19 protein-coding genes and 1 tRNA gene are annotated in these 23,029 nt (G+C 33.7%); 9 read left to right on the top strand and 11 right to left on the bottom strand.

From position 1 onward, the window contains the following. Positions 1-58 precede the first annotated feature (58 nt). Together ACVC43_RS03305 and ACVC43_RS03300 are read left to right on the top strand one after the other, a co-directional pair. Positions 59-1,357, top strand: a complete 1,299-nt coding sequence (locus tag ACVC43_RS03305) for an amidohydrolase family protein (protein ID WP_452223144.1) — start codon at positions 59-61, stop codon at positions 1,355-1,357. A gap of 5 nt (positions 1,358-1,362) precedes the next feature. After that, positions 1,363-1,728: a hypothetical protein gene (locus ACVC43_RS03300; protein WP_452223143.1), complete on the top strand. Its 366-nt coding sequence runs from the start codon at positions 1,363-1,365 to the stop codon at positions 1,726-1,728. A gap of 59 nt (positions 1,729-1,787) precedes the next feature. On the opposite strand, the gene ACVC43_RS03295 is transcribed toward ACVC43_RS03300, so the two are convergent. Continuing rightward, positions 1,788-2,594, bottom strand: coding sequence for a DUF6503 family protein (locus tag ACVC43_RS03295; protein ID WP_452223142.1), 807 nt, complete (start codon positions 2,592-2,594; stop codon positions 1,788-1,790). Between the two features lie 103 nt (positions 2,595-2,697). Continuing rightward, entirely contained in the window at positions 2,698-7,068 is a 4,371-nt protein-coding gene (locus tag ACVC43_RS03290) for a T9SS type A sorting domain-containing protein (RefSeq protein WP_452223141.1), read from the bottom strand. Positions 7,069-7,287: 219 nt separating this feature from the next. Between ACVC43_RS03290 and ACVC43_RS03285 the strand changes: the two genes are divergently transcribed. Beyond that, positions 7,288-8,088 carry a TrmH family RNA methyltransferase gene (locus tag ACVC43_RS03285; protein ID WP_452223140.1) on the top strand — a complete coding sequence of 267 codons (801 nt, stop codon included), beginning with the start codon at positions 7,288-7,290 and terminating at the stop codon, positions 8,086-8,088. A 40-nt stretch (positions 8,089-8,128) separates the two neighbouring features. Beyond that, on the top strand, positions 8,129-9,361 hold the full coding sequence (locus tag ACVC43_RS03280; RefSeq protein WP_452223242.1) for a M48 family metallopeptidase: 1,233 nt from the start codon (positions 8,129-8,131) through the stop codon (positions 9,359-9,361). 57 nt (positions 9,362-9,418) lie between these two features. Here ACVC43_RS03280 and ACVC43_RS03275 read toward each other — a convergent pair whose 3' ends face one another. Further along, positions 9,419-10,084 carry a M15 family metallopeptidase gene (locus tag ACVC43_RS03275; RefSeq protein ID WP_452223139.1) on the bottom strand — a complete coding sequence of 222 codons (666 nt, stop codon included), beginning with the start codon at positions 10,082-10,084 and terminating at the stop codon, positions 9,419-9,421. A gap of 45 nt (positions 10,085-10,129) precedes the next feature. Between ACVC43_RS03275 and ACVC43_RS03270 the strand changes: the two genes are divergently transcribed. From ACVC43_RS03270 to ACVC43_RS03250, 5 genes are all read left to right on the top strand, one after another. Further along, positions 10,130-10,489, top strand: coding sequence for a DoxX family protein (locus tag ACVC43_RS03270; protein ID WP_452223138.1), 360 nt, complete (start codon positions 10,130-10,132; stop codon positions 10,487-10,489). 10 nt (positions 10,490-10,499) lie between these two features. Further along, positions 10,500-11,093, top strand: a complete 594-nt coding sequence (locus ACVC43_RS03265; RefSeq protein ID WP_452223137.1) for an alpha-ketoglutarate-dependent dioxygenase AlkB family protein — start codon at positions 10,500-10,502, stop codon at positions 11,091-11,093. Between the two features lie 380 nt (positions 11,094-11,473). Beyond that, positions 11,474-12,397, top strand: coding sequence for an alpha/beta hydrolase (locus tag ACVC43_RS03260; protein WP_452223136.1), 924 nt, complete (start codon positions 11,474-11,476; stop codon positions 12,395-12,397). Between the two features lie 651 nt (positions 12,398-13,048). Then, the gene (locus ACVC43_RS03255; RefSeq protein WP_452223135.1) at positions 13,049-14,359 is read left to right on the top strand and encodes a DUF819 family protein; all 1,311 of its coding nucleotides are present in this window, start codon (positions 13,049-13,051) and stop codon (positions 14,357-14,359) included. 55 nt (positions 14,360-14,414) lie between these two features. Continuing rightward, positions 14,415-15,116, top strand: a complete 702-nt coding sequence (locus ACVC43_RS03250; RefSeq protein ID WP_452223134.1) for a DUF4369 domain-containing protein — start codon at positions 14,415-14,417, stop codon at positions 15,114-15,116. Positions 15,117-15,296: 180 nt separating this feature from the next. On the opposite strand, the gene ACVC43_RS03245 is transcribed toward ACVC43_RS03250, so the two are convergent. From ACVC43_RS03245 to ACVC43_RS03210, 8 genes are all read right to left on the bottom strand, one after another. Next, a tRNA-Thr gene (locus tag ACVC43_RS03245) sits at positions 15,297-15,370 on the bottom strand. A 57-nt stretch (positions 15,371-15,427) separates the two neighbouring features. After that, positions 15,428-15,694, bottom strand: coding sequence for a hypothetical protein (locus ACVC43_RS03240; protein WP_452223133.1), 267 nt, complete (start codon positions 15,692-15,694; stop codon positions 15,428-15,430). Positions 15,695-15,824: 130 nt separating this feature from the next. Next, positions 15,825-16,802 (bottom strand): type I phosphomannose isomerase catalytic subunit, encoded by a 978-nt coding sequence (locus tag ACVC43_RS03235; protein WP_452223132.1) that lies wholly within the window; start codon positions 16,800-16,802, stop codon positions 15,825-15,827. A gap of 1 nt (position 16,803) precedes the next feature. Continuing rightward, positions 16,804-17,211: a 6-pyruvoyl trahydropterin synthase family protein gene (locus ACVC43_RS03230; RefSeq protein ID WP_452223131.1), complete on the bottom strand. Its 408-nt coding sequence runs from the start codon at positions 17,209-17,211 to the stop codon at positions 16,804-16,806. Continuing rightward, positions 17,195-17,731, bottom strand: coding sequence for an isopentenyl-diphosphate Delta-isomerase (idi, locus tag ACVC43_RS03225; RefSeq protein WP_452223130.1), 537 nt, complete (start codon positions 17,729-17,731; stop codon positions 17,195-17,197). Before idi ends, ACVC43_RS03230 begins: the two co-directional genes overlap by 17 nt. Before the next feature lie 138 nt (positions 17,732-17,869). Further along, complete coding sequence (locus ACVC43_RS03220) at positions 17,870-19,789, bottom strand: OmpA family protein (RefSeq protein WP_452223129.1); 1,920 nt, start codon at positions 19,787-19,789, stop codon at positions 17,870-17,872. An 18-nt stretch (positions 19,790-19,807) separates the two neighbouring features. Next, complete coding sequence (locus ACVC43_RS03215) at positions 19,808-20,740, bottom strand: PorP/SprF family type IX secretion system membrane protein (RefSeq protein ID WP_452223128.1); 933 nt, start codon at positions 20,738-20,740, stop codon at positions 19,808-19,810. 59 nt (positions 20,741-20,799) lie between these two features. Further along, on the bottom strand, positions 20,800-23,029 hold a 2,230-nt coding region (locus tag ACVC43_RS03210; RefSeq protein WP_452223127.1), incomplete at its 5' end, for a tandem-95 repeat protein.

Below are 23,029 nucleotides of genomic sequence, written 5' to 3'. Positions count from 1 at the left end.
CGTCCAGCTTTCAGTCTTAGTTTTCAGATTTAATAAAATATAAAAAAACAATTTTCAGATGAAAAATATAAAATATAAAATTCTTGTTTTTAGCTTACTGTTTTCAATAATCGCTATTGCGCAACAAACACCAGCTCCTAAACAAACTAATGCTATTTCTATTGAAGGTGCTACTGCACATTTAGGAAATGGCGAGGTCATTGAAAACGCACTCATCATGTTTAACGATGGTAAAATTACTTTTGTGGGAAGTGCCAATATGAAAATTGCGCGTCAGGGTGAGATAATACAAGCAAATGGCAAACATATTTATCCTGGATTTATAGCACCAAATTCTACTTTGGGCTTAGTAGAAGTAGATGCTGTGCGTGCCAGTAACGATGTGGATGAGGTTGGTGCCATGAATCCGCACATTAGGAGTTTAATTGCCTATAACACAGAATCTAAAGTTGTTGAGTCTATGCGCCCTAACGGTGTTTTAATGGGACAGATTACACCACGTGGCGGACGAATTTCCGGAACCTCATCTGTGGTACAATTTGATGCCTGGAATTGGGAAGATGCTGCAATAAAAGTAGACGACGGTATCCATATAAATTGGCCCAATGCTTTTTCTCGTGGTCGCTGGTGGTTGGGAGAACCGTCTATGTTAAAAGAAAATAAAGACTACACAAAAGAAGTTAATGAGTTAACCTCTTATTTTGCTGAAAGCAATGCTTACCAAGCAAGTAATAAATCGCCAAGACATTTACCTTTTGAATCCTTACAAGGTGCTATAGACGGATCTAAAAAATTATATGTCCACGTAGATGGCGAAAAAGAAATTACAGATGCTATAAATTTTATGAAAGAAAATAGCGTTAAACACCCTGTAATTGTTGGTGGTTACGAAGCGCATAAAGTTATTAGTTTATTAAAACAAAACAATATTCCTGTTTTATTACAACGTGTTCACAGTGTTCCAAATAGCGATGATGATGATTACGATTTACCCTTTAAGCTGGCAAACAAATTAGTTGAAGCAGATGTTTTAGTTGGGTTAGAAAACTCTGGAGGTATGGAGCGTATGAATGCAAGGAACATTCCTTTTTTAGCAGGAACCTGTGCTGCTTATGGTTTAGACAAAGCACAAGCTCTAAGCCTAATAACCTTAAACACTGCTAAAATTTTAGGTATTGACGATATGGTTGGTTCGCTTGAGGTTGGTAAAGATGCGACACTTTTTATAAGCGAAGGCGATGCGCTGGATATGCGTACAAATAAACTGGAAAAAGCGTATATTCAAGGACGCGATATTAGTTTAGAATCGCATCAAACCGAATTATATAAGCGCTACTCTAATAAATACAAAAACTAAATAGTATGAAAATTTTACTTTTCTTTTTATCCATTGGGTTTATAGGGTTTTCACAAGAAAAAGAAGTACCAAATAAAACGCAGCCTCTATTTTTATCGACTATTAACTTGGATAGCTCTTATGTAAGTAAGTACAATTTAAACGCTGTTTCAAATAATATTAAAACGGTATCTGCTATCCTATCGAATTCAGATAAAATAAACAGACGTAATTTCGTGACTTTAACTAAAAACATTAATAAAACCTATGACTTTTCGAATATAAGCGCTGTCTCTACTTTAAACTTAGAATTGGAAAATATTATGTTTACTGGAAATTTTTTCAACCCACAGGAAACGCATTTTTCAGCATTATATAAAGAGAAAAAGTGAGTCTTAGTTGTTGAGAACAATCAACTGTAAACTCACTTTTTAATTTCATTTAACCTAATTTATTCTACAAACTCTCCGTTTTCCGGCTTTGCAAAATCTTTAGCATCTATAGCAGAAGCAGATAATTTAATATCGCTAAAATTAGTTGTTGCTTTAGCTTCGGTTGGTTTATCGTCTTTATAACCATAACCTGTAATAGTTTTTGGTAATAACAACCCATTTACATCTTGCCACTCTCCATACTTTCTAAAATGCAATTCTTTTTTATCAATTCCAGGCACAAAAGAGACGGTGTAACCTAACCATTCCATTTTGTACGTTTCTGGGTTATAATACAATACGTAGCGGTCTTCTGGTGTTTCGCCAACTCCAGCATTGTACGTTACTTGAATTCCAGGATACGTTACACCCTCGAAAACCAAAGGCTCTGCTTCTGCGTAGTTAATACCATCGTCTGATAGTATAAAAGGCATTGCATAAAAGTAAAACATAAGGTTATAATAATATTTAGGTTGGTACCCTTCGTATTTTCCATCTGTTTTATTAACAAACCAGGCTTTATCTCCATCAAAACCAATAGTAGCTTTAGGGTTGTCTATTAAAGCTTCTCTATTGTCTAAGTTTGTTAATGTTACTTCTTTACCGTCTGGTTTATCCATAGTAAAAGAAAGCGATTTCATAGTTTTCCATTTATCTATGCCTCCATGAGCATTAAATACCTTAGTAAGGTTTTCTGGATAAACTGAAGTGGTTACGTCTAAAACTTCGTTTTTATAATCTGTAGTTTCAACAGTTTTAGTTGTTTTGTCTTGCTTGCATGCCATAACAACAAGCAACAAGGCAGTTGCAGTAATGTAATTTTTCATTGGTTATATTGATTTTGTTTTCCTGTTTGTCGGAAGACAAAGTTAATATTTACAAAAAAAGCTTCAGTATTAACTGAAGCTTTTTAACTTAACTTTATAATTCTTATTCTATAATTAATTTCTTAATAGTCTGTTTGTTGTTTTGCTTCAGTTTTACAAAATATAATCCTGCTTCTAAGTTTTTCACATTAAGCTGAAGTATTTCATCAATAACATTTTGCATCACTATTTTACCTTGAACATCAATAAGTTCTACAGAGGCATTTCCGTTTAAAGCAGTTTTTAATTTAATATTTACAATGTTTGATGCTGGATTAGGATAGATAGCAAAATCGTTGCTATTAAATTCTTCTACAGATAAACTTTGCTCGATAAATTCTGTCTCGAAAGTGTTTGTAATAACTGGTGCATTAAAGTCGAAATAAATTTCGGCTGTATTTGGTATAAGGGTTCCAATAGCATAACCTGCTGCTGGTTTAATTCTAAAGTACACATAACCATTGCTGCCATAATCGTCTTGCGATTGTGCTGGCAAATTAATATTATCGAATGTCCATGTTAACTGGTTTCCATTTTGAAGCATTACCACATCGTGCGTCGCTCTTATAAACTCTATTGTACCTATATCTAATAAACTATTTACCGTGTTTTCTATGCGTACTTTTATAGCTTCAGCTGTTCCTACATTTTGAAATCTAATAGTGTAATATAGATATTCGTCTGTTGTCACAAAATCGTCGTAAACAATTTCAGGACCATGCGATTCTGTAATATCGTTTGGATCGTAAGAACCAATAACTTCTTGAGTTATTACAGAAACATTATTATCTAAACCAATATCATTTGCGGTAGTGGTGTATACCGCAGAACTGGTTACAAATTCTCCTAAATTAACCGTTGGAGGTGTATATAATTGAAACCAAACCACTCTTGACTCTCCTGGTAAAAGATTAGTAAAATCTACTGAAGCTCCTGTCGCTGTTGGCGTAACAATTAAGCCACTGCCTAAAGGTGTTGCGCCCACATAATCTACAAGTGGATCGTGAATAAAAGTAACTGTACCAGAAGTAATGGTTGTAGAGCCTAGATTCTCTATTACTAAATCGTTCCAATAATTAAATCCTGGTCTTGGTGAACTAAAAGGAATTAAATAAACCGCAAGATCTTCGCATGGCATTTGTTGTGTAAGTGGAAAATCTATAGTTATGGTGTTGCCATTGGCAACGGTTACATTTTCGAACAACGCTGTAGGAATACTGAAACAATTTTGATAATCTGCTCCTATTTGGAAAGTAATATCGTAACTATTTGCTTCTACATCGTTTACAATGGTGAAGCTACCAGTGTTAGAATTTACAGTATTTACACTGCCATCGTCATTTACTTCGTAAGTAAAAAATCCGTTTGTAAACGGCGTGTCTGTACCATTAAATATACCATCGTTATTGTCATCTAAAAAGGCATTAACTTGTATAAAGCCAAAGTTACTTGCGCAAAACACATCAAAATCTATAGGATTATTTGTACAGCCAATAACAGAGCCATCAGACTCTATATAAATTGTTACTGTTGGGCCAGTTGTTGTAAAAGTTAATCCTGCTAAGTCTCCATCTGCATTAAGACCGTAAGGATTATCTGTATTTAGATTTGTACCATCGCTGTCTAAAACAATTAACTCGTCGAAATCATTTTCTGTCATCCCAGAGTTAAAAACAATGTACAGAGATGAACCATCATTACTTGAAAAATTATACTGTTGGGTTTCATTATTATCGTAGCAAAAGCTTGTGTTTACCGGTTGTCCAGAAGCACAATCTAAAATAACATTTGGGTCTGCTCTGGTTGTAAAGCTTGTTTCGGTACAGCCTGTTGCATTTCCATTAGGGTTGTAAGGTGTGATAGACACAAAATATTGTGTGCTATAATTTAATGTGCCGACATCGAAGGTTGAAATATTACCAGCATCTACCATGTCTAAAACATCATTTCCGCCAGAGGTTGTACCTATTGTAATAGTATAACCTGTTACATAACCCGAAGCTAATGTCCAGGCTAAGTCTGTGTTTTCGTTAACATCTACGGCTAAATCCTGAGGTGTCGTTAAAACAGCGTCGCAATTAGGAATCGCTGTAGTATCTAAACAACTTACCACATAAGCAATAGAAGTATAATTACCGTTTTGGCAACTGATACTTCCGTCTGAATCTACATAAATTGTAATAGTATCTCCTGAAGAAACAAAGGCTAAGTTTGTAACATCTCCAGAGTTTCCGTATGGTGTACCATTAAGATTTGTACCATCACTATCTAAAACAATCAACTCATCATAATTATTTTCTACTTGTCCTCCGTTAATCACAAGTTGTAATGGACTACCATCACTACTTGTGTAAGTATATTGTGTAGTTTCGTTATTATCGTAGCAAAATATATTGGTTACTGGCTGACCACATACTACTGTAACCGGACAGCTTCCTGTAATAATATCGAAAAACGATAAAGAAGAACAAGTATTATTTACAGCACTAACAGAAACTGTTATTGTTTGATTATTGTTTTGCGGACTGTAACTTGAAGCATTTTGAATAGCATTAATACCATTAGCAGCATCTGATGCACTCTCATAAAAAGTAACATTATGTGTGTTAGGATCGAGATTGACCAATATTTCTGGAATAGTTGTGGTTAAATCGTAAACCTGATTAGGGTTACAAGAGCTTAAATTATTTGCAGTGCCAATTACCGGATAAAAACCAACCTCAACAGTTGTAGAACCTGTATTGCTACAACCTGTAATGGTATTTGTTATAGTAACGCTATAATTTCCAGCCTGCATAACAGATATTGAAGGCGTGGTTTCACCTGTACTCCATTGGTAAACAGTATTTTGTTGTGGCGTTGTAAAAGGAGCTAAATCTAAAGTATCGCCAGAACATATTGTGTATAGTGCATCGAAAATAACAATAGGTTGTGGATTGATAACCAAACTAATGGTGGTTATGACGTAATCTCCTGTGGCAGTCTCTGTTACACCTGCATAGATAGTTGGTAGATTAGGATTGCTAATATAAGTTGTGGTGTTGGAGATAGCATTTGTTTGCGTTAATGCATCATCATAAACTTCGTAGTAAGCAATAGTATATTCACTTGCTGTAACATTACTAAGTATGTCTGGATTTGCCTGTGTTAAATCGAAAGTTACAGCTCCAGTTGCACTACCATCGCAGGCTTCTAAAGTTGCTGGATTAACAGGAAAGGGTGTGTAGTCTGTTATAAGCTGTAATTGGACAACATCAAAACAGCCGTTTACATTATTTTCTGAACGAACAAAAATTGTTTGCGTATTCTGGACGATGTTATTATATGTTGATTGTAAAGCATTAACATTATTTAAAGCATCTGTAATCGTTTCATGATAGCTTACGGAGTAGCCTGTATTGCCTGCAGTTACTTCATCATCTTTTAAAGTTAAGTCAAAAGAAGTAAAACCATCGTTATCTGGATCTGGAGCGATAAGTGGTGATGGTTGCGTAATTTGAAATTCACTTACATTTAAAAAAATTACAGTATTAGAACTAACATAAAAGCAACCACTATTAGCATTGTCCACTCTTAAATAGATAGTTTGAAAATACGGTGAGTTGATGTTTTCAAAAAAAGTTGGGTTTGTAATTGGGTTGACATTATTGTTGGCATCGTTTAAATTTTCAAAATATGAAACTGTTAAATTAGCATCACCATTAGTGATTTGACCTTCATATACAGTTAAGTCAAATATAGCAATGCCTTGACCGTAACTAACATCACAAGCAACCATGTCATAAGATTGAGTATTTATGTTCAACGTGTTAACCAATAAATTATACGTAACAACATTAGAAACACAGTTACCAGTGTAATCGGTTACCGTGGCATAAATGGTTTGTGGATTGCTAAAATTTGTAAAAGGGCTGGTTAACGCATTTGTTCCTGCATCTGCATCAGCTTGGGATAAATAGTGCAACACATAAAAACTATTAGGGTCTTGATTGCCTAAAATTTGTTGATTATTAATATCCAAATCAAAAGTTGCGAAACCATCGCCATCATCATCACAAACTTCAAGGTCTGCAGGAATATTTGCAATTGCTGCTTGATTAACCACTAAATCTAAAGTTGTGGTATTAGCATTCCCAGTGCTTAGTTCCTCAACCCTTACAAAAATGGTTTGCGGATTAGAAATATTGGTATAGATATTTGGTAATGGATTTGTATTAGTATCGGCATCCATTTGAGTTAAATAATACAGTACTGTGTGGTTATTTGGATTTAAAGTCCCTAAAATCTCTGCATTTTTAATGGTTAAATCGAATGACTCTATACCATCTTGCGTAGCATCATCACAAACTTCAAATGGCGATGGCTGGTTAATTCCTTGGGCAAAATTGTAAACTGAAAATAAAATTGCAAAAAAGAATAGTAGCTGTTTTTTCATAATGGTGGTGGTTAGTTTAGTTTGTTGATCTATAATATTATAACAACTAAAATATAATTATTCCTACCTTATTTAATGGAAGTATCATTATTTGTAGTTGTATACTAAAGATTTGAAATAACAAAAATAGTTACGTTAAAATGATGATTATTTTTATTATGCAACAAGGTATTTAGCGTAAATTTGTTTCAAGTATAAATATAAAACTTATTTATTTAAATGATTACTAAACAAATAAACAGCACTCAAAATGCATTAGTAAAACAACTTGTTTTGCTAAAAGAAAAGTCCCGCGAACGGAAAAAGTCTGGTTTATTTATAATTGAAGGTAGTCGTGAAATTGAATTGGCAATAAAAGGCAACTACACTTTAAAACGTGTTTTATTTTATGCGGAATTATTTTCTGCTGTAAACTTAAAACAACTAACCATTGGTCAAGCCGAAATTATTGAAATTAGTAAAGAAGTCTATCAAAAAATAGCCTATCGTGAAACCACTGAAGGTATTATTGCCATTGCCGAAAGCAAAAAAAACAGCATTGAAGATTTAAAATTCAACACTAAAAACCCACTTATTTTAGTCGCCGAAGCTCCCGAAAAACCAGGCAATATTGGTGCGCTTTTGCGTACTGCAGATGCTGCCAATGTAGATGCCGTGATTATTGCGAATCCTAAAACCGATTTGTATAACCCTAATATTATACGCTCCAGTGTTGGTTGCTTATTTACAAACCAGATTGCAAAAGAATCAACCGAGACAATCATTACTTTTCTAAAATCAAGAAACATTAATATTTACACGGCAATTCTTCAAGAGTCTCAAGACTATCATAAACAAGATTACACCAAACCAACCGCTATAATAGTTGGCACAGAAGCCACAGGATTGAGTGAAGCTTGGAGACAAGCAGCAACGCAAAATATCTCTATTCCTATGCAAGGTGTTATAGATTCAATGAATGTTTCGGTAGCTGCAGGCATCTTAATTTTTGAAGCGAAAAGACAACGTAATTTTAAGTAAAAACCTTCAAACTGTAGTCAATTCTACAATTAAAAATAATATGACATCCACCACACTATTCTATATTCTAATTGCAATAATAATTATCAGTTTTATTATTGATAAAATTTTAAATGCATTAAATGCCAAGCACTTTAATGATGCCATTCCACAGCCATTAAGCGATGTTTACGACAAAGAGGAATATAAAAAATCTCAAAACTACAAGAAAACAAACTATAGGTTTGCTTTAATAACTTCGGCTTTTTCGTTGGTTCTAACTTTAGGGTTTTTCTTTTTAGATGGCTTTGCATATATCGATGCTATAGCAAGACAAATAACCGATAACGAGATATTAATTACCCTTATTTTCTTCGGAATAATTATGCTTGGTAGTGATATTGTTACTACACCTTTTTCTTATTACAAAACCTTTGTTATTGAAGAAAAGTTTGGGTTTAATAAGACCACAAAAAAGCTATTTATTATAGATAAAATTAAAGGATGGTTTATGGGTATTATTGTTGGAGGTGGTATTCTGGCGCTGTTAACTTGGTTTTACCAAGTTGCAGGAGAGCAGTTTTGGTTATACGCATGGGTATTAATCGCTGTCTTTACTATGTTTATGAATCTCTTTTACTCACGCCTCATCGTACCAATATTTAATAAACAAACAGCTTTAGAAGCTGGTAGTTTACGAGATGCTATTTCTAATTATGCTCAAACAGTTGGGTTTAATTTAGATAAAATTTTTGTTATCGATGGTTCTAAACGTAGTACCAAAGCCAACGCCTACTTTTCTGGTTTTGGTAGCGAGAAACGTGTAACACTTTATGACACCTTAATAAACGATTTAGAAGAAGACGAAATAGTTGCCGTTTTAGCCCATGAAGTTGGGCATTATAAGAAAAAGCATATTGTTTTTAATTTACTAACTTCTGTCTTACTTGCTGGCTTTACGCTGTATATTTTATCGTTGTTAATTTCTAACCCTTTATTGTCGCAAGCTTTAGGTGTTGCTGAGCCAAGCTTTCATATTGGCTTAATTGCGTTTGGTGTACTCTACACGCCAATCTCGACGCTTACAGGTTTAATTATGAATTGGTTTTCAAGAAAATTTGAATACCAGGCAGACAACTACGCCAAAACCACTTATAAAGCCGAACCATTAATTACGTCGCTAAAGAAACTCTCTAAAAACAGTTTAAGTAATTTAACACCACATCCAGCTTATGTTTTTATGCATTACTCGCATCCTACATTGTTGGAACGTTTAAAAAATTTGCGTAAATAAATAACAATTGGGGTTACCCTATTTTTTATCTGAGATCGAGAAATAAACCAGTTTAATTTACTCCACCAAAAAATCAAAGTACTGATTTCTATATGGTTCGCCACGTAATGTAAAATGCCACCATTCCTGCGCGTAATTTCTAAACCCATTATCGAGCATTACTTTTTGTAAACGTTTTCTGTTTTTGCGTTGCTGCTTATTTAAATTGCTGTTTTTTACCCAGGATTCGCTACCAAAAAAGTCGTAAGGCGATCCCATATCCAGCTCTTCACCAGTTTCTAAATTAACAATAGTAACATCTAGAGTGCTGCCACTGCTATGTCTCGATTTTGAGGCAATATAGCCAGCTTTAAAGAGATTTTTTTTATCCACACGAGGATAGAATTGCTGTTTCATCAACGTATCGTTTTCTACTTTAGCCCAACGTACGAAATGGTTAACTGCACGCTGTGGTCTGTAGGCATCATAGATTTTAATAGATAAGTTTTCTTTAGCCAATTCTGCTTGTACTTTTTTTAAAGCTTCGGCAGTTTGTTTGGTCATAATAGCAACTTCTGCGTTGTAACCATCAATTATTTCTCCAACAAAATTATTTTCACTACAATACCGCAATTCAACTTTAATAGCAGGTATTTCTGATTTAGCATACACAAAACCTTCAGGTAACTGCGCAAAAGACAGCAAAGAAAATAATGTTAGCAAAAAGGGCAGTACATGACGCATATAAATGAAATTTATACGCTAATTTAGAGAAATATTTATTTATCTATGGTATTTCCTTGGCATCTTTATCTCATGGCTGCAATTTACATTTTTGCAGGCCTTATGCATTTTATTAAACCTAAAGCGTATTTACGTATAATGCCACGCTACTTGCCAAATCATAAATTATTGGTTAAACTTAGCGGCTTTGTAGAAATAGTATTAGGTATTGGCTTATGTATTCCTCTATTTAAAAATGCTTCCATTTATGGGATTATTGCGATGTTAGTTGTTTTTTTATTGGTACATTTTTACATGTTAAGTGGTAAAAAAGCAGCAGCTGGAATTCCAAAATGGATATTAATATTACGTATTCCATTGCAGTTTGGGCTCATGTATTGGGCATTTTGGTATCTTCAATTTTAAATAACAAATCATGTTTCCTTCTGAAGAAATAAAACTGAATTTACCTGATGCAGACATTACTTATTTTCCTAATTTCTTTTCTACTACAGAAGCTGAAACATTTTTCAATAGTATTTTACATGAAACCAATTGGCAACAGGATGATATTACCATCTATGGAAAAACATATGCACAACCACGATTAACAGCTTTGTTTGCTAATAATAACAAGCCTTACAGCTATTCTAATATTACTATGTATCCTGAAGCATTTACAGCTTCGCTTTTAAAAATAAAAGAAAAAGTGGAGACAAAAACCAATGTTATTTTTACAACCTGTTTGGCCAATTTATATCGTGATGGCAACGACAGCAATGGTTGGCATGCAGATAATGAAAAAGAATTAGGCAAACATCCTGTAATCGCTTCGGTTACGTTTGGTGCTGCCAGGTACTTTTATTTAAAACATAAAAAAGATAAAGCTTTGAAGCAGAAAATATTATTAGAAAACGGAAGTTTATTAATCATGCAAGGTAAGACACAAGAATATTGGCTGCATCAAATTGCAAAGACTAAAAAAGAAGTGAAACCAAGAATTAATTTAACCTTTCGCGTTATTTGTTAATTATAAGGCACAAAAAAACCAAAGTCCCTCAACTTTGGTTTTCTGTATTTGCAATTTGTATGTCTTAGGTTAGATTTAGGGTTACTATATCAACTAAAGCGATGCAAATATTAATTAATTAATCCATTGAACTAAAAGTATGTCTTGTAGTACATTTCAAATGTATGGTAGATTTTTCTTTTTGGATGTTTAAAAGCTTCGAATTTCGACGAAATACACAAAATTTTAACATTCATCGATTAAATAGATTAAAAAATCGATTAAAAACAACTTTTGTATATTTTAAAAAGTATCATATTTATAAAATTAGAGATATAAATTTGTTTTTAAAAGCGTGAAATGGCACTTATTTTGTATTACATTTATAAAAATATTAGATCATGAAAATTAAGTTTTTAATAATTTTTCTTTTTGCTGGCCATTTCGTTTTCGCTCAAGAAAAAAACTATACAGCCCAAGATATTGCTATTAATAAATTAATAGATGGCACATTACTGCTTCCAAATAACATAACAAAACCAAATTTAGTGATTATAATTGCTGGATCAGGCCCTACAGATCGCGATGGAAATCAAAATTTTTTAAAAGGCAATTCGCTTAAAAAACTTGCCGAAGGTCTTACAGCTAAAAATATTGCAACGTTTCGTTACGACAAGCGTATCGTTAAACAAATACGAAAAGGTAATGTTGACAAAAATATTATGTTCGATGATTTTGTAACAGATGCAAAAAATGTCATTTCTTATTTTAAAAAAACTGGAAACTATAATAAAATATACGTGGCAGGACACAGCCAAGGGAGTCTTGTTGGTATTCTTGCCGCAAAAGACACAGCAGATGGTTTTATTTCTCTAGCTGGTGCAGGGCAATCTATAGACAATGTAATAATTGAACAGGTGGAAAAAACGGCTCCTATGTTTTTAGACGATACTAAACGTATTTTTAAAGTGTTGGAAGATGGTAAAACCACAACAGAGTTTCCTCCTGCTTTGGCTTCAATTTTTAATTTAGATGTGCAGCCATTTATTGCTAATTGGATGTCTTATAATCCGCAAACAGAGATAAAAAAATTAGACATGCCAATATTAATTATTAATGGCACTAAAGATTTACAGGTTTCAGAAGCAGAAGCCAATTTACTTTATGAGGCAGCGCCAAACGCAACATTAAAAATTATTGATAAAATGAATCATGTATTGGTACCAATAGAAGGTGGAGATTTAGAAAACTCTAAATCATATAACGAAGCCTCAAGAACATTGGCACCAGAACTTTTTGATGCGATAGTGGCGTTTATAAATTAATAGGTTCAATACCTCTACAATAAATAAAAAACTCATCTTCGATGAGTTTTTTTATAAATAGAAAAAGCGCCCAAAAGGACGCTTTTTCATACTAACCAACCAAAAATATGATAATTACCACTCTTAATTTAAAGTAACCACACTCTAAAATAGTCGCTGTAGTAATTTCACTTTATATATTTCAATTAACGTGCCAAAACCCGTTTATAGTATTTTAAGCAGCTCTTTTTAAGATATATTTCACATTATTTAACATAAATAGAAAAAGCGTCTCTAAAAGACGCTTTTTCATACTAACCAACCAAAAATATGATAAATAACTACTCTTAATTTAAAGTAACCACACTCTAAAATAATCACTGTAGCTATTCGAAATATGTTATTCAATTAGCGTGCCAAACTCATTTTTAGGTTTTATAATAAAGAGTTAATTTCTAAACATAGAAAAGGCGCTTTAAAAAAGCGCCTTTTCTTTCTAACCAACCAAAAATATGATAACTACTTACTCTTAATTTAAAGTAACCACACTTTAAAATAGTCACTGTAAGCAATCTCTTTAAGCAATATTCAATTTGCGTGCCAAACTTTAATTGGTTCTTTTTTTTATCCTGTTTTAATTTGGTATTTTGCGGAAACTAATCAATTAAAATTATGGATACTACTCCTCTGTTTACTAACGATACTATAGTCTTTGGACTATTAATGTTAGCTTTAGGTTTTATTTTTTATACCGAATCTATAGAAACTGGCTTTTGGCCAAAGTTTTATAAAATTGTACCCGGTTTATTTATGGCTTATATGATTCCTGCGTTGTTTACAACAATAGGTCTTATTGCACCAGAATGGGAAACAATAAAGGAAAGTGGTGAAGTTGTTACAGGTAAATCTAACCTCTATTATGTTGCCAGTCGCTATTTATTACCTGCCGCGTTGGTATTAATGACTTTAAGTATTGATTTAAAAGGCGTGTTTAATTTAGGCTGGAAAGCTTTAATTATGTTTTTTACTGGTACCATAGGTATTGTTATTGGTGGTCCAATTGCTATTCTTTTAATCTCTATGGTATCCCCAGAAACTGTAGGAGGTGCTGGCCCAGATGCAGTATGGAGAGGATTATCGACACTAGCCGGAAGTTGGATTGGTGGTGGTGCAAATCAAACTGCCATGTTAGAAATTTATGGTTATAACCAAAAACTTTATGGCGGAATGGTATTTGTCGATATAGTCGTTGCAAACGTATGGATGGCAATTTTACTTATAGGTATTGGCAAAAGAGATCGTATAAACAAATGGTTAAAAGCAGACACTTCATCTATTGAGGCTTTAAAAGTTAAAGTCTCTACATTCTCAGAAAAAGTAAAACGCAATCCATCCTTAACCGATTTAATGATTATTGCAGCTATTGCCTTTGGCACTGTAAGTGTTGCACATCTTGTTGCCGATTTTCTTGCTCCGTTCTTTGAACGTATTGTTGCTGGTATTGAATCACCAACCACAAAAAACATCTTTACTTTTTTAGGCTCTAAATTCTTCTGGATGATCAGTATTGCAACCTTAATTGCCATATTATTATCTTTTACAAAAGCAAAAAACTATGAAGGTGCTGGAGCCAGTAAATACGGAAGTGTATTTATTTATATTCTGGTTGCATCAATTGGTATGAAAATGGACTTAACACTTATTTTCGACAATGTAGGATTAATTGCTGTTGGTGTTGTCTGGATGTCTATTCACGCATTACTTCTAATTGTTATGGCTAAACTAATTAAAGCACCTTACTTCTTTTTAGCAGTAGGTAGTCAAGCTAATGTTGGTGGTGCTGCCTCTGCTCCCATTGTAGCTTCGGCCTTTCACCCTTCTCTGGCAACAGTTGGTGTGTTATTAGCAGTCTTTGGTTATGCAGTAGGAACTATTGCCGCAATTGGCTGTACTGTTTTAATGCAATTAGCTGCTGCAGGTTAGCATATAATTAAATTTTGTAGCATATTTGCGCCATTAAAAACATAGAATAAAACTTATGCAAAAAATATTTATACTAATTAGTTTATGTTTTCTGTTTTCCTGCGGAAACTCTTCAGATAAATTAATTGTTAAGGGAGATGTTAAAGGGTTGAAAAAAGGCACTTTATACTTAAAAAAGGCTCAAGACACCGTTTTAATAACTGTGGACTCATTAGTTATTAACGGAAATTCTAATTTCGAATTACAGGCTGACCTTGAAAGTCCGGAAGTTTTTTATTTATACTTAGATAAATACAATAACGACGATAACAGAATTACTTTCTTTGCAGATAAAGGTATTACCGAAATTAACACAACTTTAAAACGTTTTAACTACGACGCTAAAATAAAAGGCTCTAAGCAACAAGAAACATTAGAAGAATATTTAAGCATGTCTTCAAAATTCAATAATAAAAACCTTGAATTATTAAAAGAGAACTTCGAGGCGATAAAAGCTAATGACACCACTTTAATTAACCAAACGGAAAAGACTTTTAAGAACCTTGAAAAGCGAAAGTATTTATATACTGTAAATTTTGCTATTAACAATAAAGATAGTGAAGTTGCTCCCTATTTAGCTTTAACCGAATTATATGATGCAAATATTAAATTGTTAAGCATGGTAAACGATTCGTTGACAACTCGAGTAAAAAACTCTAACTACGGAAAAGAATTACAGCAATTTGTAGATAAAATTAAAACTGATGAAGTAAAATAGTTTAAGTTTATCATTAAAAAAAGCACCCATTAACAAGTTTGTTAATGGGTGCTTTTTTTATAATATAAATACATCAAAAGATCTTATGCATACAAGCATTACAATATAGACTTTGCCCATCTTCTCCGAAAATTATAATAAAAAACCCTCAATCATATCAATGATTGAGGACTTTATAAGAGCCGATGGAGGGACTCGAACCCACGACCTGCTGATTACAAATCAGCTGCTCTAGCCAGCTGAGCTACATCGGCGAAACGAGTGCAAATATAATTTTGTAAACCATATCTGCAAACTTTTTTCTAATTTTTTTACAGTTTATTTATTCTGTCTATTAATTCGCGACCTTTAGTTTCTAATTCTGCGTTAATTGACTTATAATGCGCCTTATTGTTTTCTACATTTTTAGCATTAACTTTAGCTATTAAATCGTCGAAAACCTCTATTGCATCGTCAATAATCGCTTGACTTTTTTTAGTGTCTTTAGCTGTATTTGTATATTCCCAAACGTAAACTGCTTCAATAATGTCACCTAAAACATAATTAATGTCTTTTTTTAGGTCTCTTTTATTTGCCATAATATTTAAATTTATTTATGGCGCAAAAGTAAAGAATTAATTTGGAATATTGGATTGAAAGTTACGAACTGTTTTAAAGACAGATAAGGCTGAAACTACATAGGTCTTTAAATTAAAAATCGGAAAAAGTTTATACATAAACTTCTAATAGTTCGGCTTGGTTTGCAGCTATTGTAAAAGATTTTATTGCTGCTGGTAATAATATGGTTTCTCCTCTTTTTATAGTTTCAGAACCACCAGATGTAGTAACGGTTGCTTCTCCATCAACACATAAATAAATAATAAAAGAATCTAATGTATTTTTCTTTTCTATTGTATCATCATTAATTGGTAAAAAATTGGTTGTAAAATAAGGGCATTTTACCATTCTATTGGTCTTGTTTTTAGTTTTAGAATAGCTAATTCTAAAATTGTCTTGCATATTAAAATTAATAGCATCAATTGCTAAATCATTATGCAATTCGCGTGCGTTACCTTCGCTATCTACTCTATCCCAATCGTAGACCCTATAGGTGATATCACTGGTTTGCTGTATCTCTGCAAGCATAACTCCTGCTCCAATAGCATGAACACGACCAACATCTATAAAATAAGTGTCACTATTTTTTACTTTATCGAAGTTTAATATTTCTGTGAGCGATTTGTTTTCCAAGTGTTTGAGATAGGTTTTGGAATCTATTTTTTGATTAAATCCAACAATTAAATTAGCATCCTCATCGGCTTGCATGACATACCACATCTCAGTTTTTCCAAAGGAATTATGACGTTTTGCTGCTAATTCATCATTTGGATGTAGTTGAATTGACAAATCTTCTCTTGCGTCTATAAACTTTATTAACAGTGGAAATTTATCACCAAAAATTTTATAATTTTTAGTTCCTATTAATTGAGATGTATATTCTTTAAGTAATTGTCTTAGGGATTGATTTTTATATTTACCATTGGCCACAATAGAGGTGTCTCCTTCAACGTCGCTTACCTCCCAACTTTCGCCAATGTTTTCGAGCGGCGTTTCTTTATTTAAAATTGTTTTTAGCTTTTTTCCTCCCCAAATTTTTTCTTTTAAAATAGGTTTAAATTTAAGTGGGTAAAATTCTGTTTTCGACATACTATCCGGAATAACTTACAAAATTACGAGGCGTTTCGAATAACGTAACTTCTAAATCTAAATGTGATGCTAACTTTGCTTTTATCTTTTTATGAATAATTACAGCAATATTTTCTGCCGTAGGATTAAGGGTTGCAAATTCTTTAACTTCTAAGTTCAGATTTTTATGATCGAAAGCGTCTTCAACTTCAGTTTTAATTATCGTTTTCAATGTTTTTATATCTATCACAAAACCCGTTTCCCTATCAATTTCTCCAGTTACACTGGCAATTAGTTCGTAATTATGACCATGGTAATTTGGGTTATTGCATTTTCCAAAAACGGCATCATTTTTCGCATCACTCCAGTCTTTTCTGTAGAGCCTGTGTGCGGCGTTAAAATGTGCTTTTCTACTAACGGTTACTCTCATCTACAATATTTATAAAATTATAAAACTTATCGAAGATAATTTTAAACCAGGCAGTGTACAGTTCTGGCTGTTTATTAATATCTGTTTTAACGGCCTCTAAAGACATCCATTTCCATGCTTCAACCTCTTCTCTATTTATTTCTGGCAAACTATTGTAATACCCAACCATAATGTGATCTAATTCGTGCTCTGTTAAGCCATTATCAAAAGGTGCTTTATAGATAAAAGAAGTTTTTTCTTCTAAGTTAGTAACAAAGCCCATTTCCTCTTGTAAGCGACGTTTTCCTGCCTCTAAGTTGCTTTCTCCTTCGCGTTGGTGACTGCAGCAGGTATTGGTCCATAATCCCGGAGAATGGTACTTAGATAATGCACGTTGTTGGAGCATTAATTCATTATCCTTATTGAATACAAAAACAGAGAATGCGCGATGTAATACTCCTTTTTCGTGTGCTTCCATTTTAGGCATTAAGCCTATTTGTTCATCGTTTTTGTTTACTAAAATTACTTCTTCTTCTGCCATTTTATTTATTGAGGAAAACAAATTTACGAAATAGCATCTATAATTAAATCCTTTTAAGTTTATTTTAATATAGTCTTAGCCCATAAAAAAAGTGCTCTTAAAAAAGAGCACTTTAAATATTAAATTAATTGTAGCTTTCTAATTTTTAGTTACAATAAACATACTACGTCTATTTTGCTGGTGCTCTTCTTCGGTACATTTAACACCATTAGAGCAACGGTTAACTAATTGTGTTTCTCCATACCCTCTTCCCGAAATACGGCTTTTAGAGATGCCTCCTTTGTTTATTATCCAGTTTTTGGTCGACTTATTTCTTCGTTGCGATAGCGCTTCGTTATAAGCATCACGTCCTCTCGAATCGGTATGAGATTGAACATCAATACTAACTGAAGGATATTCGTTTAAGTAATTAATTACCTTTTGAAGCTCAACCTGAGCATCTGGGCGAATAAAAGACTTATCGAAATCAAAATAAATAGGATTTAAATCCAACAGTACAAATAAATCTGTTCCTACAGCGGCTACCTCTGCTTTTTCTGGCGTTAAATTAAGCTTTAAGGCTAAATCTAACTTTATCTCTGGATCAATTTCGTAAGTAAGTTCTTCCGGCTCATATCCCTCTTTGCTGGCTACGGCTTTGTATGTTCCTTTTTTACAATCTGAATTATATCCAAAGGCTCCATTTTGATCTGAAGTAAAGCGATAAACCTCTTTATTTTCTGAATTATAAACTATTACAGTAGCTTCTGGAATTACTTGATTAGTGTTTTTATCTACAACTGTACCAGATATTAACTGGTTACAAATGGCTCTTTGAAATCTGTAGATATCGTCATCTCCTTTACCGTTATATCGGTTGGAAGTTAAATATCCTACATTGGTAAATTCGTCTATAATAAACTCAAAATCATCTCGGGAGCTGTTAATTGGCTTTCCTATGTTTTGTACTTTTTTAATACTTCCTTCTAAATTAGCGTAGAAAATATCTAAACCTCCAAGCCCTTGATGACCGTCTGATGAGAAGTAAAGTGTACCATTATTACTTACGTAAGGGAAGTTTTCACGACCTTCGGTATTAATAACATCTCCTAAATTTTGAGGTTCTCCATAGCCACCATCTGCTAAAATATCGACAACAAACAAATCTGATTTACCTCTTGTTCCAGGCATATCTGATGCAAAATAAAGTTTTGTATTATCTAAACTTAAAGCTGGATGGGCTACATTATACTCGTCGTTATTAAACGGCATAGGTGTTATATTTGTCCACTGCCCAGCATCACTAAGGGTTGCTTTATAAATTTTTAAGCCTACTACTTTATCACTACTCTTTCTCTTTTTTCCGTTGAAATAATTATTACGGGTAAAATACATTGTTTTACCATCGTTGGTAAAAGAAGTAGAGGATTCGTGAAATTTTGTGTTTATGTTTTCTGAAAGTCTAACGGGTTTATCTGCATCGTCTTTTACATAAAACAAATCTAAGAATGGTTGCTCGTTCCATTTGTAAAGTCTTCCTTCTCCTCTTGAGGAGGCAAAAACAATCCCATCCTTATAAAAGGAAGTTCCAAAATCTGAAAAACGAGAATTCATATCCAGATTCTCTATAGTAAAGTTTCCTGATAACTTATCAATTGTGGTTAAGTAATCTGGTGACTCTAAAAACTTTTTTGATCTCGAATCGTTAGGTTTTAATACCGCAAACTTTTTTAAATATTTGTTAGCATCTTCATATTTACCTGTAGCCTTAAGTGCTTGCGCATACCTATAATAATACTCGAAATCTATTGCAGCATCTTGAGCCAATAATTCGCCATACCATTTAGCCGCTTCTTCCATTTCAACATTAAAATAATAGGCGTTGGCTAACTTTGCTAAAACATCTGGACTATTATTACCGTCTTTAACTAATTTAGACAGATCTCGAATAGCCTCTTTGTACTTTAAATTATTATATTCTTTATCTACAGTAGCATTAACTTTTCCGTCTTTTTGAGAAAAGCCGAAATTAAAGCTTAAAGTTAGTAATGCTATTATTACGTATATTCTATTTTTCATAATTACTTATTTCTAAAATTAGAAGAATCTTGGTGATAAAATTTTCTGGTTTTCGAAAATCTCGAAACGTAGAAAAACTTCAAAAGAACCTTGTTCAAATTGAGTCTTTCCTAAATCTGTAGTTTCTCTATCGTACGCCAGACCTAACATTAACCTGTCTGATAATTGGTAACCTACTAAGGCACTTACAGCTGCACTCCATCGGTAAGCAAGTCCTAATGTTAATTTTTCTTTAAGCAATGCGTTTACTGTTAAATCTGCCTGTAATGGCGCTCCTTGCACACCTTTAAATAATACTGCAGGTTTTAATTTTAAGTCTGCATTAACATCAAAAACATAACCACCAATAAGGTAAAGGTTTATTCTTTCTTTAGCTACAGATAAGGAAGATTCATCAAAATGTTTGGTTTCTAATAAATTTGGTGCAGATAAACCTACATACCATCTTTCTCCTTTTCTATAGTAAATACCAGCTCCTACATTAGGTGAAAATTTATTTTCAATATCTGACTGTAATAATTGATCGCCATTGTTATATGGACTTAATTCAGAATATGCCACATCTAACAAATGGCCTCCTCCTTTAACTCCAAACGATAATCGTCCTTCTTCTGATGTATTGACAGTGTATGAAAAATCAATATCGAAATAGGTTTCGTGTGTTGGCCCTATGTTATCGTTTATAATAGATAACCCTAAACCAACTTTCCTGTTTTCTCCAACTGGTGAATGTATATTAAAAGTTTGCGTGTCTGGTGCTCCATCTAAACCAACCCATTGTGTTCTATACAAACCTAACATACTAATAACTTCCCGAGAGCCAGCATATGCAGGATTGATACTCATTGTGTTGTACATATACTGTGTATACTGAGCGTCCTGTTGTGCAGTACTTTCTAAAGCAAAGATAGAACTGAAAAGGATTACTAAAATTAATATTCTATTTTTCATTATAAAAGGTATAATTTAATTTTGGAGGCAGAACAACTCTGCCTCCTTTATTGATTTAATTAGCGTTGAAGGTATAAGTAACCTGCTCTACTCTTATCTTCTGTTCCATTATTATAGTTAAGAATATAGAAGTAGGTACCTACTGGTAACAATTCGTCTTCTTGGATAGTAACTCTACCGTTAGATCTACCTGTAAAGTATTTTCCATTTTGTCCATATCCAGTTGTAGAGTAAACTTTAACTCCCCATCTGTTATAAATCTCAACAGTATTATTTGGGAATAACTCTATGTTTCTAATTACAAACACATCGTTATCTCCATCACCATTTGGTGTTACAGCATTAAAGATTTCTAAATCATCTTCAGATTGTGCCGCATTATTAACTTCTAAGTAATCTGGAAGACCGTTTCCGTTACTGTCAACAGCATCTCCTCCAAATCCAATTCCATCGTCATTAGGATCAGGGTTTTCATTTGTAGTTAAAATACCATCACCATCATCATCAACATCTAAGTAATCTGGAATACCATCTCCATCTGTATCGTTATCTGTAGGATCTGCATTTCCTGTTGGATCAACTTCTCCATCCGTAACATCAACATCTGTATAGTCTTCATTTATAGTGTCTACACCATCATTATCATCATCTGTATCCATCCAGTTCGGCATACCATCTCCATCGGTATCTCCTAATGGGAATTCTATACCGTTTGGTACGTTATCATTATCACAGTCTCCATTAAAGAATTCTAATGACTGTGGAAGCGTAACGCTATCTGTAAAGAAACTACAATTATCTAATGGGTCTGTACCATCATCTAATTCGTCTTCATTTGTTACACCATCTCCATCACAATCTAAAGATAAGTAAGGTTCCATTTGAACTTCTGTAACATCTGCTGGGTTATAATCACAAGGGTCTGCAGGGTCTGTACCGTTAGTTACCTCTACACTATCTAAAACTCCGTCACCATCTGAGTCTACATCACCATAAGTAATTGTTACTGTAGCTTCGTTAGAAACGTTCCCTTCATTATCTTCTATAGTATAAGTAATTGGTGTTGGGTTACCAATAAAACCAGCCTCTGGTGTAAACGTTAAGTTTCCACTGTCGTCTAACGTCCATGTACCTTCACCTGGTACAACTAACGTGTCGTTATAACCGTCACCATCACTATCTGTTGCTCCTGTTGTAGTTATAGACACTGTACTTGCTACAACAACACCATCGATATCGTTATCTGGACCATTACCATTGTCTGCAGTAACAATTACTGTCACGGCAGTTCCAATTGGATTGTCTAAACTAACGTCGTCTTCTGCTATTGGGTTAGAAGTATAAGTTATTGTTACCGTCGCTTCGTTAGATACATTACCATCATTATCTTCTATTGTATAAGTAATTGGTGTTGGATCTCCTGTAAAGCCTGGTTCTGGTGTAAACGTAATGTTTCCTGTTCCATCTACAATCCATGTTCCTTCGCCTGGTACAACTAATGTGTCATTATAACCATCGCCAGTCATATCTGTTGCTCCTGTTGTAGTAATACTTACTGTAGCAGGATTAATTGTCCCGTCTGCATCTGTATCTGGTCCATTACCATTATCTAATGGTACATTTACAGTTACAGCTGTATTGATAGTGTTATCTAAGCTCTCATCATCCTCTGCAATTGGAATAGATTGAACGGTTACTGTTATAGTTGCTATATTCGAATCGTTACCATCATTATCCTGAACCGTATAGTCAATTGGTGTTGCTACACCTGTAAAGGTTGGTTCTGGTGTAAAGGTTACTGTTCCGTCTCCGTTATCTGTATACGTACCTTCTCCTGGTACTGTAAAGGCATCCTGTTGTCCTGGTGTTGCAGGATCTAAGTCTACTGTCGTTACATCTATTGTACCGTTTGGATCTGTATCATTTCCTGTAATAGGGAATGTTACTGGTGTATCTGGTGTCGTACTCGCTATATCATCTACTGCTATTGGTGTACAACCGCCTGCATCTGTAAACGGATCACATGGATTGTTTGGATCACTCGTGTTACCCATTGGGTCTGCTGGTGTTGATGGATCATCAACGCCTGTAGTCTCCTCACAATCTGTTAAACCATCGCCATCACTATCGGTTGGGAATGGACAAGCTGCAACCGTTACTGTAATGGTAGCTATGTTTGAATCGTTTCCATCATTATCCTGAACCGTATAATCGATTGGTGTTGCTACACCTGTAAAGGTTGGTTCTGGTGTGAAGGTTACTGTGCCGTCTCCGTTATCTGTATACGTC

The sequence above is a fragment of the Lacinutrix chionoecetis genome (assembly GCF_053604665.1).
Note: the sequence above shows the minus strand (reverse complement) of the source record. Positions and strands in the feature narration are given on the sequence as shown.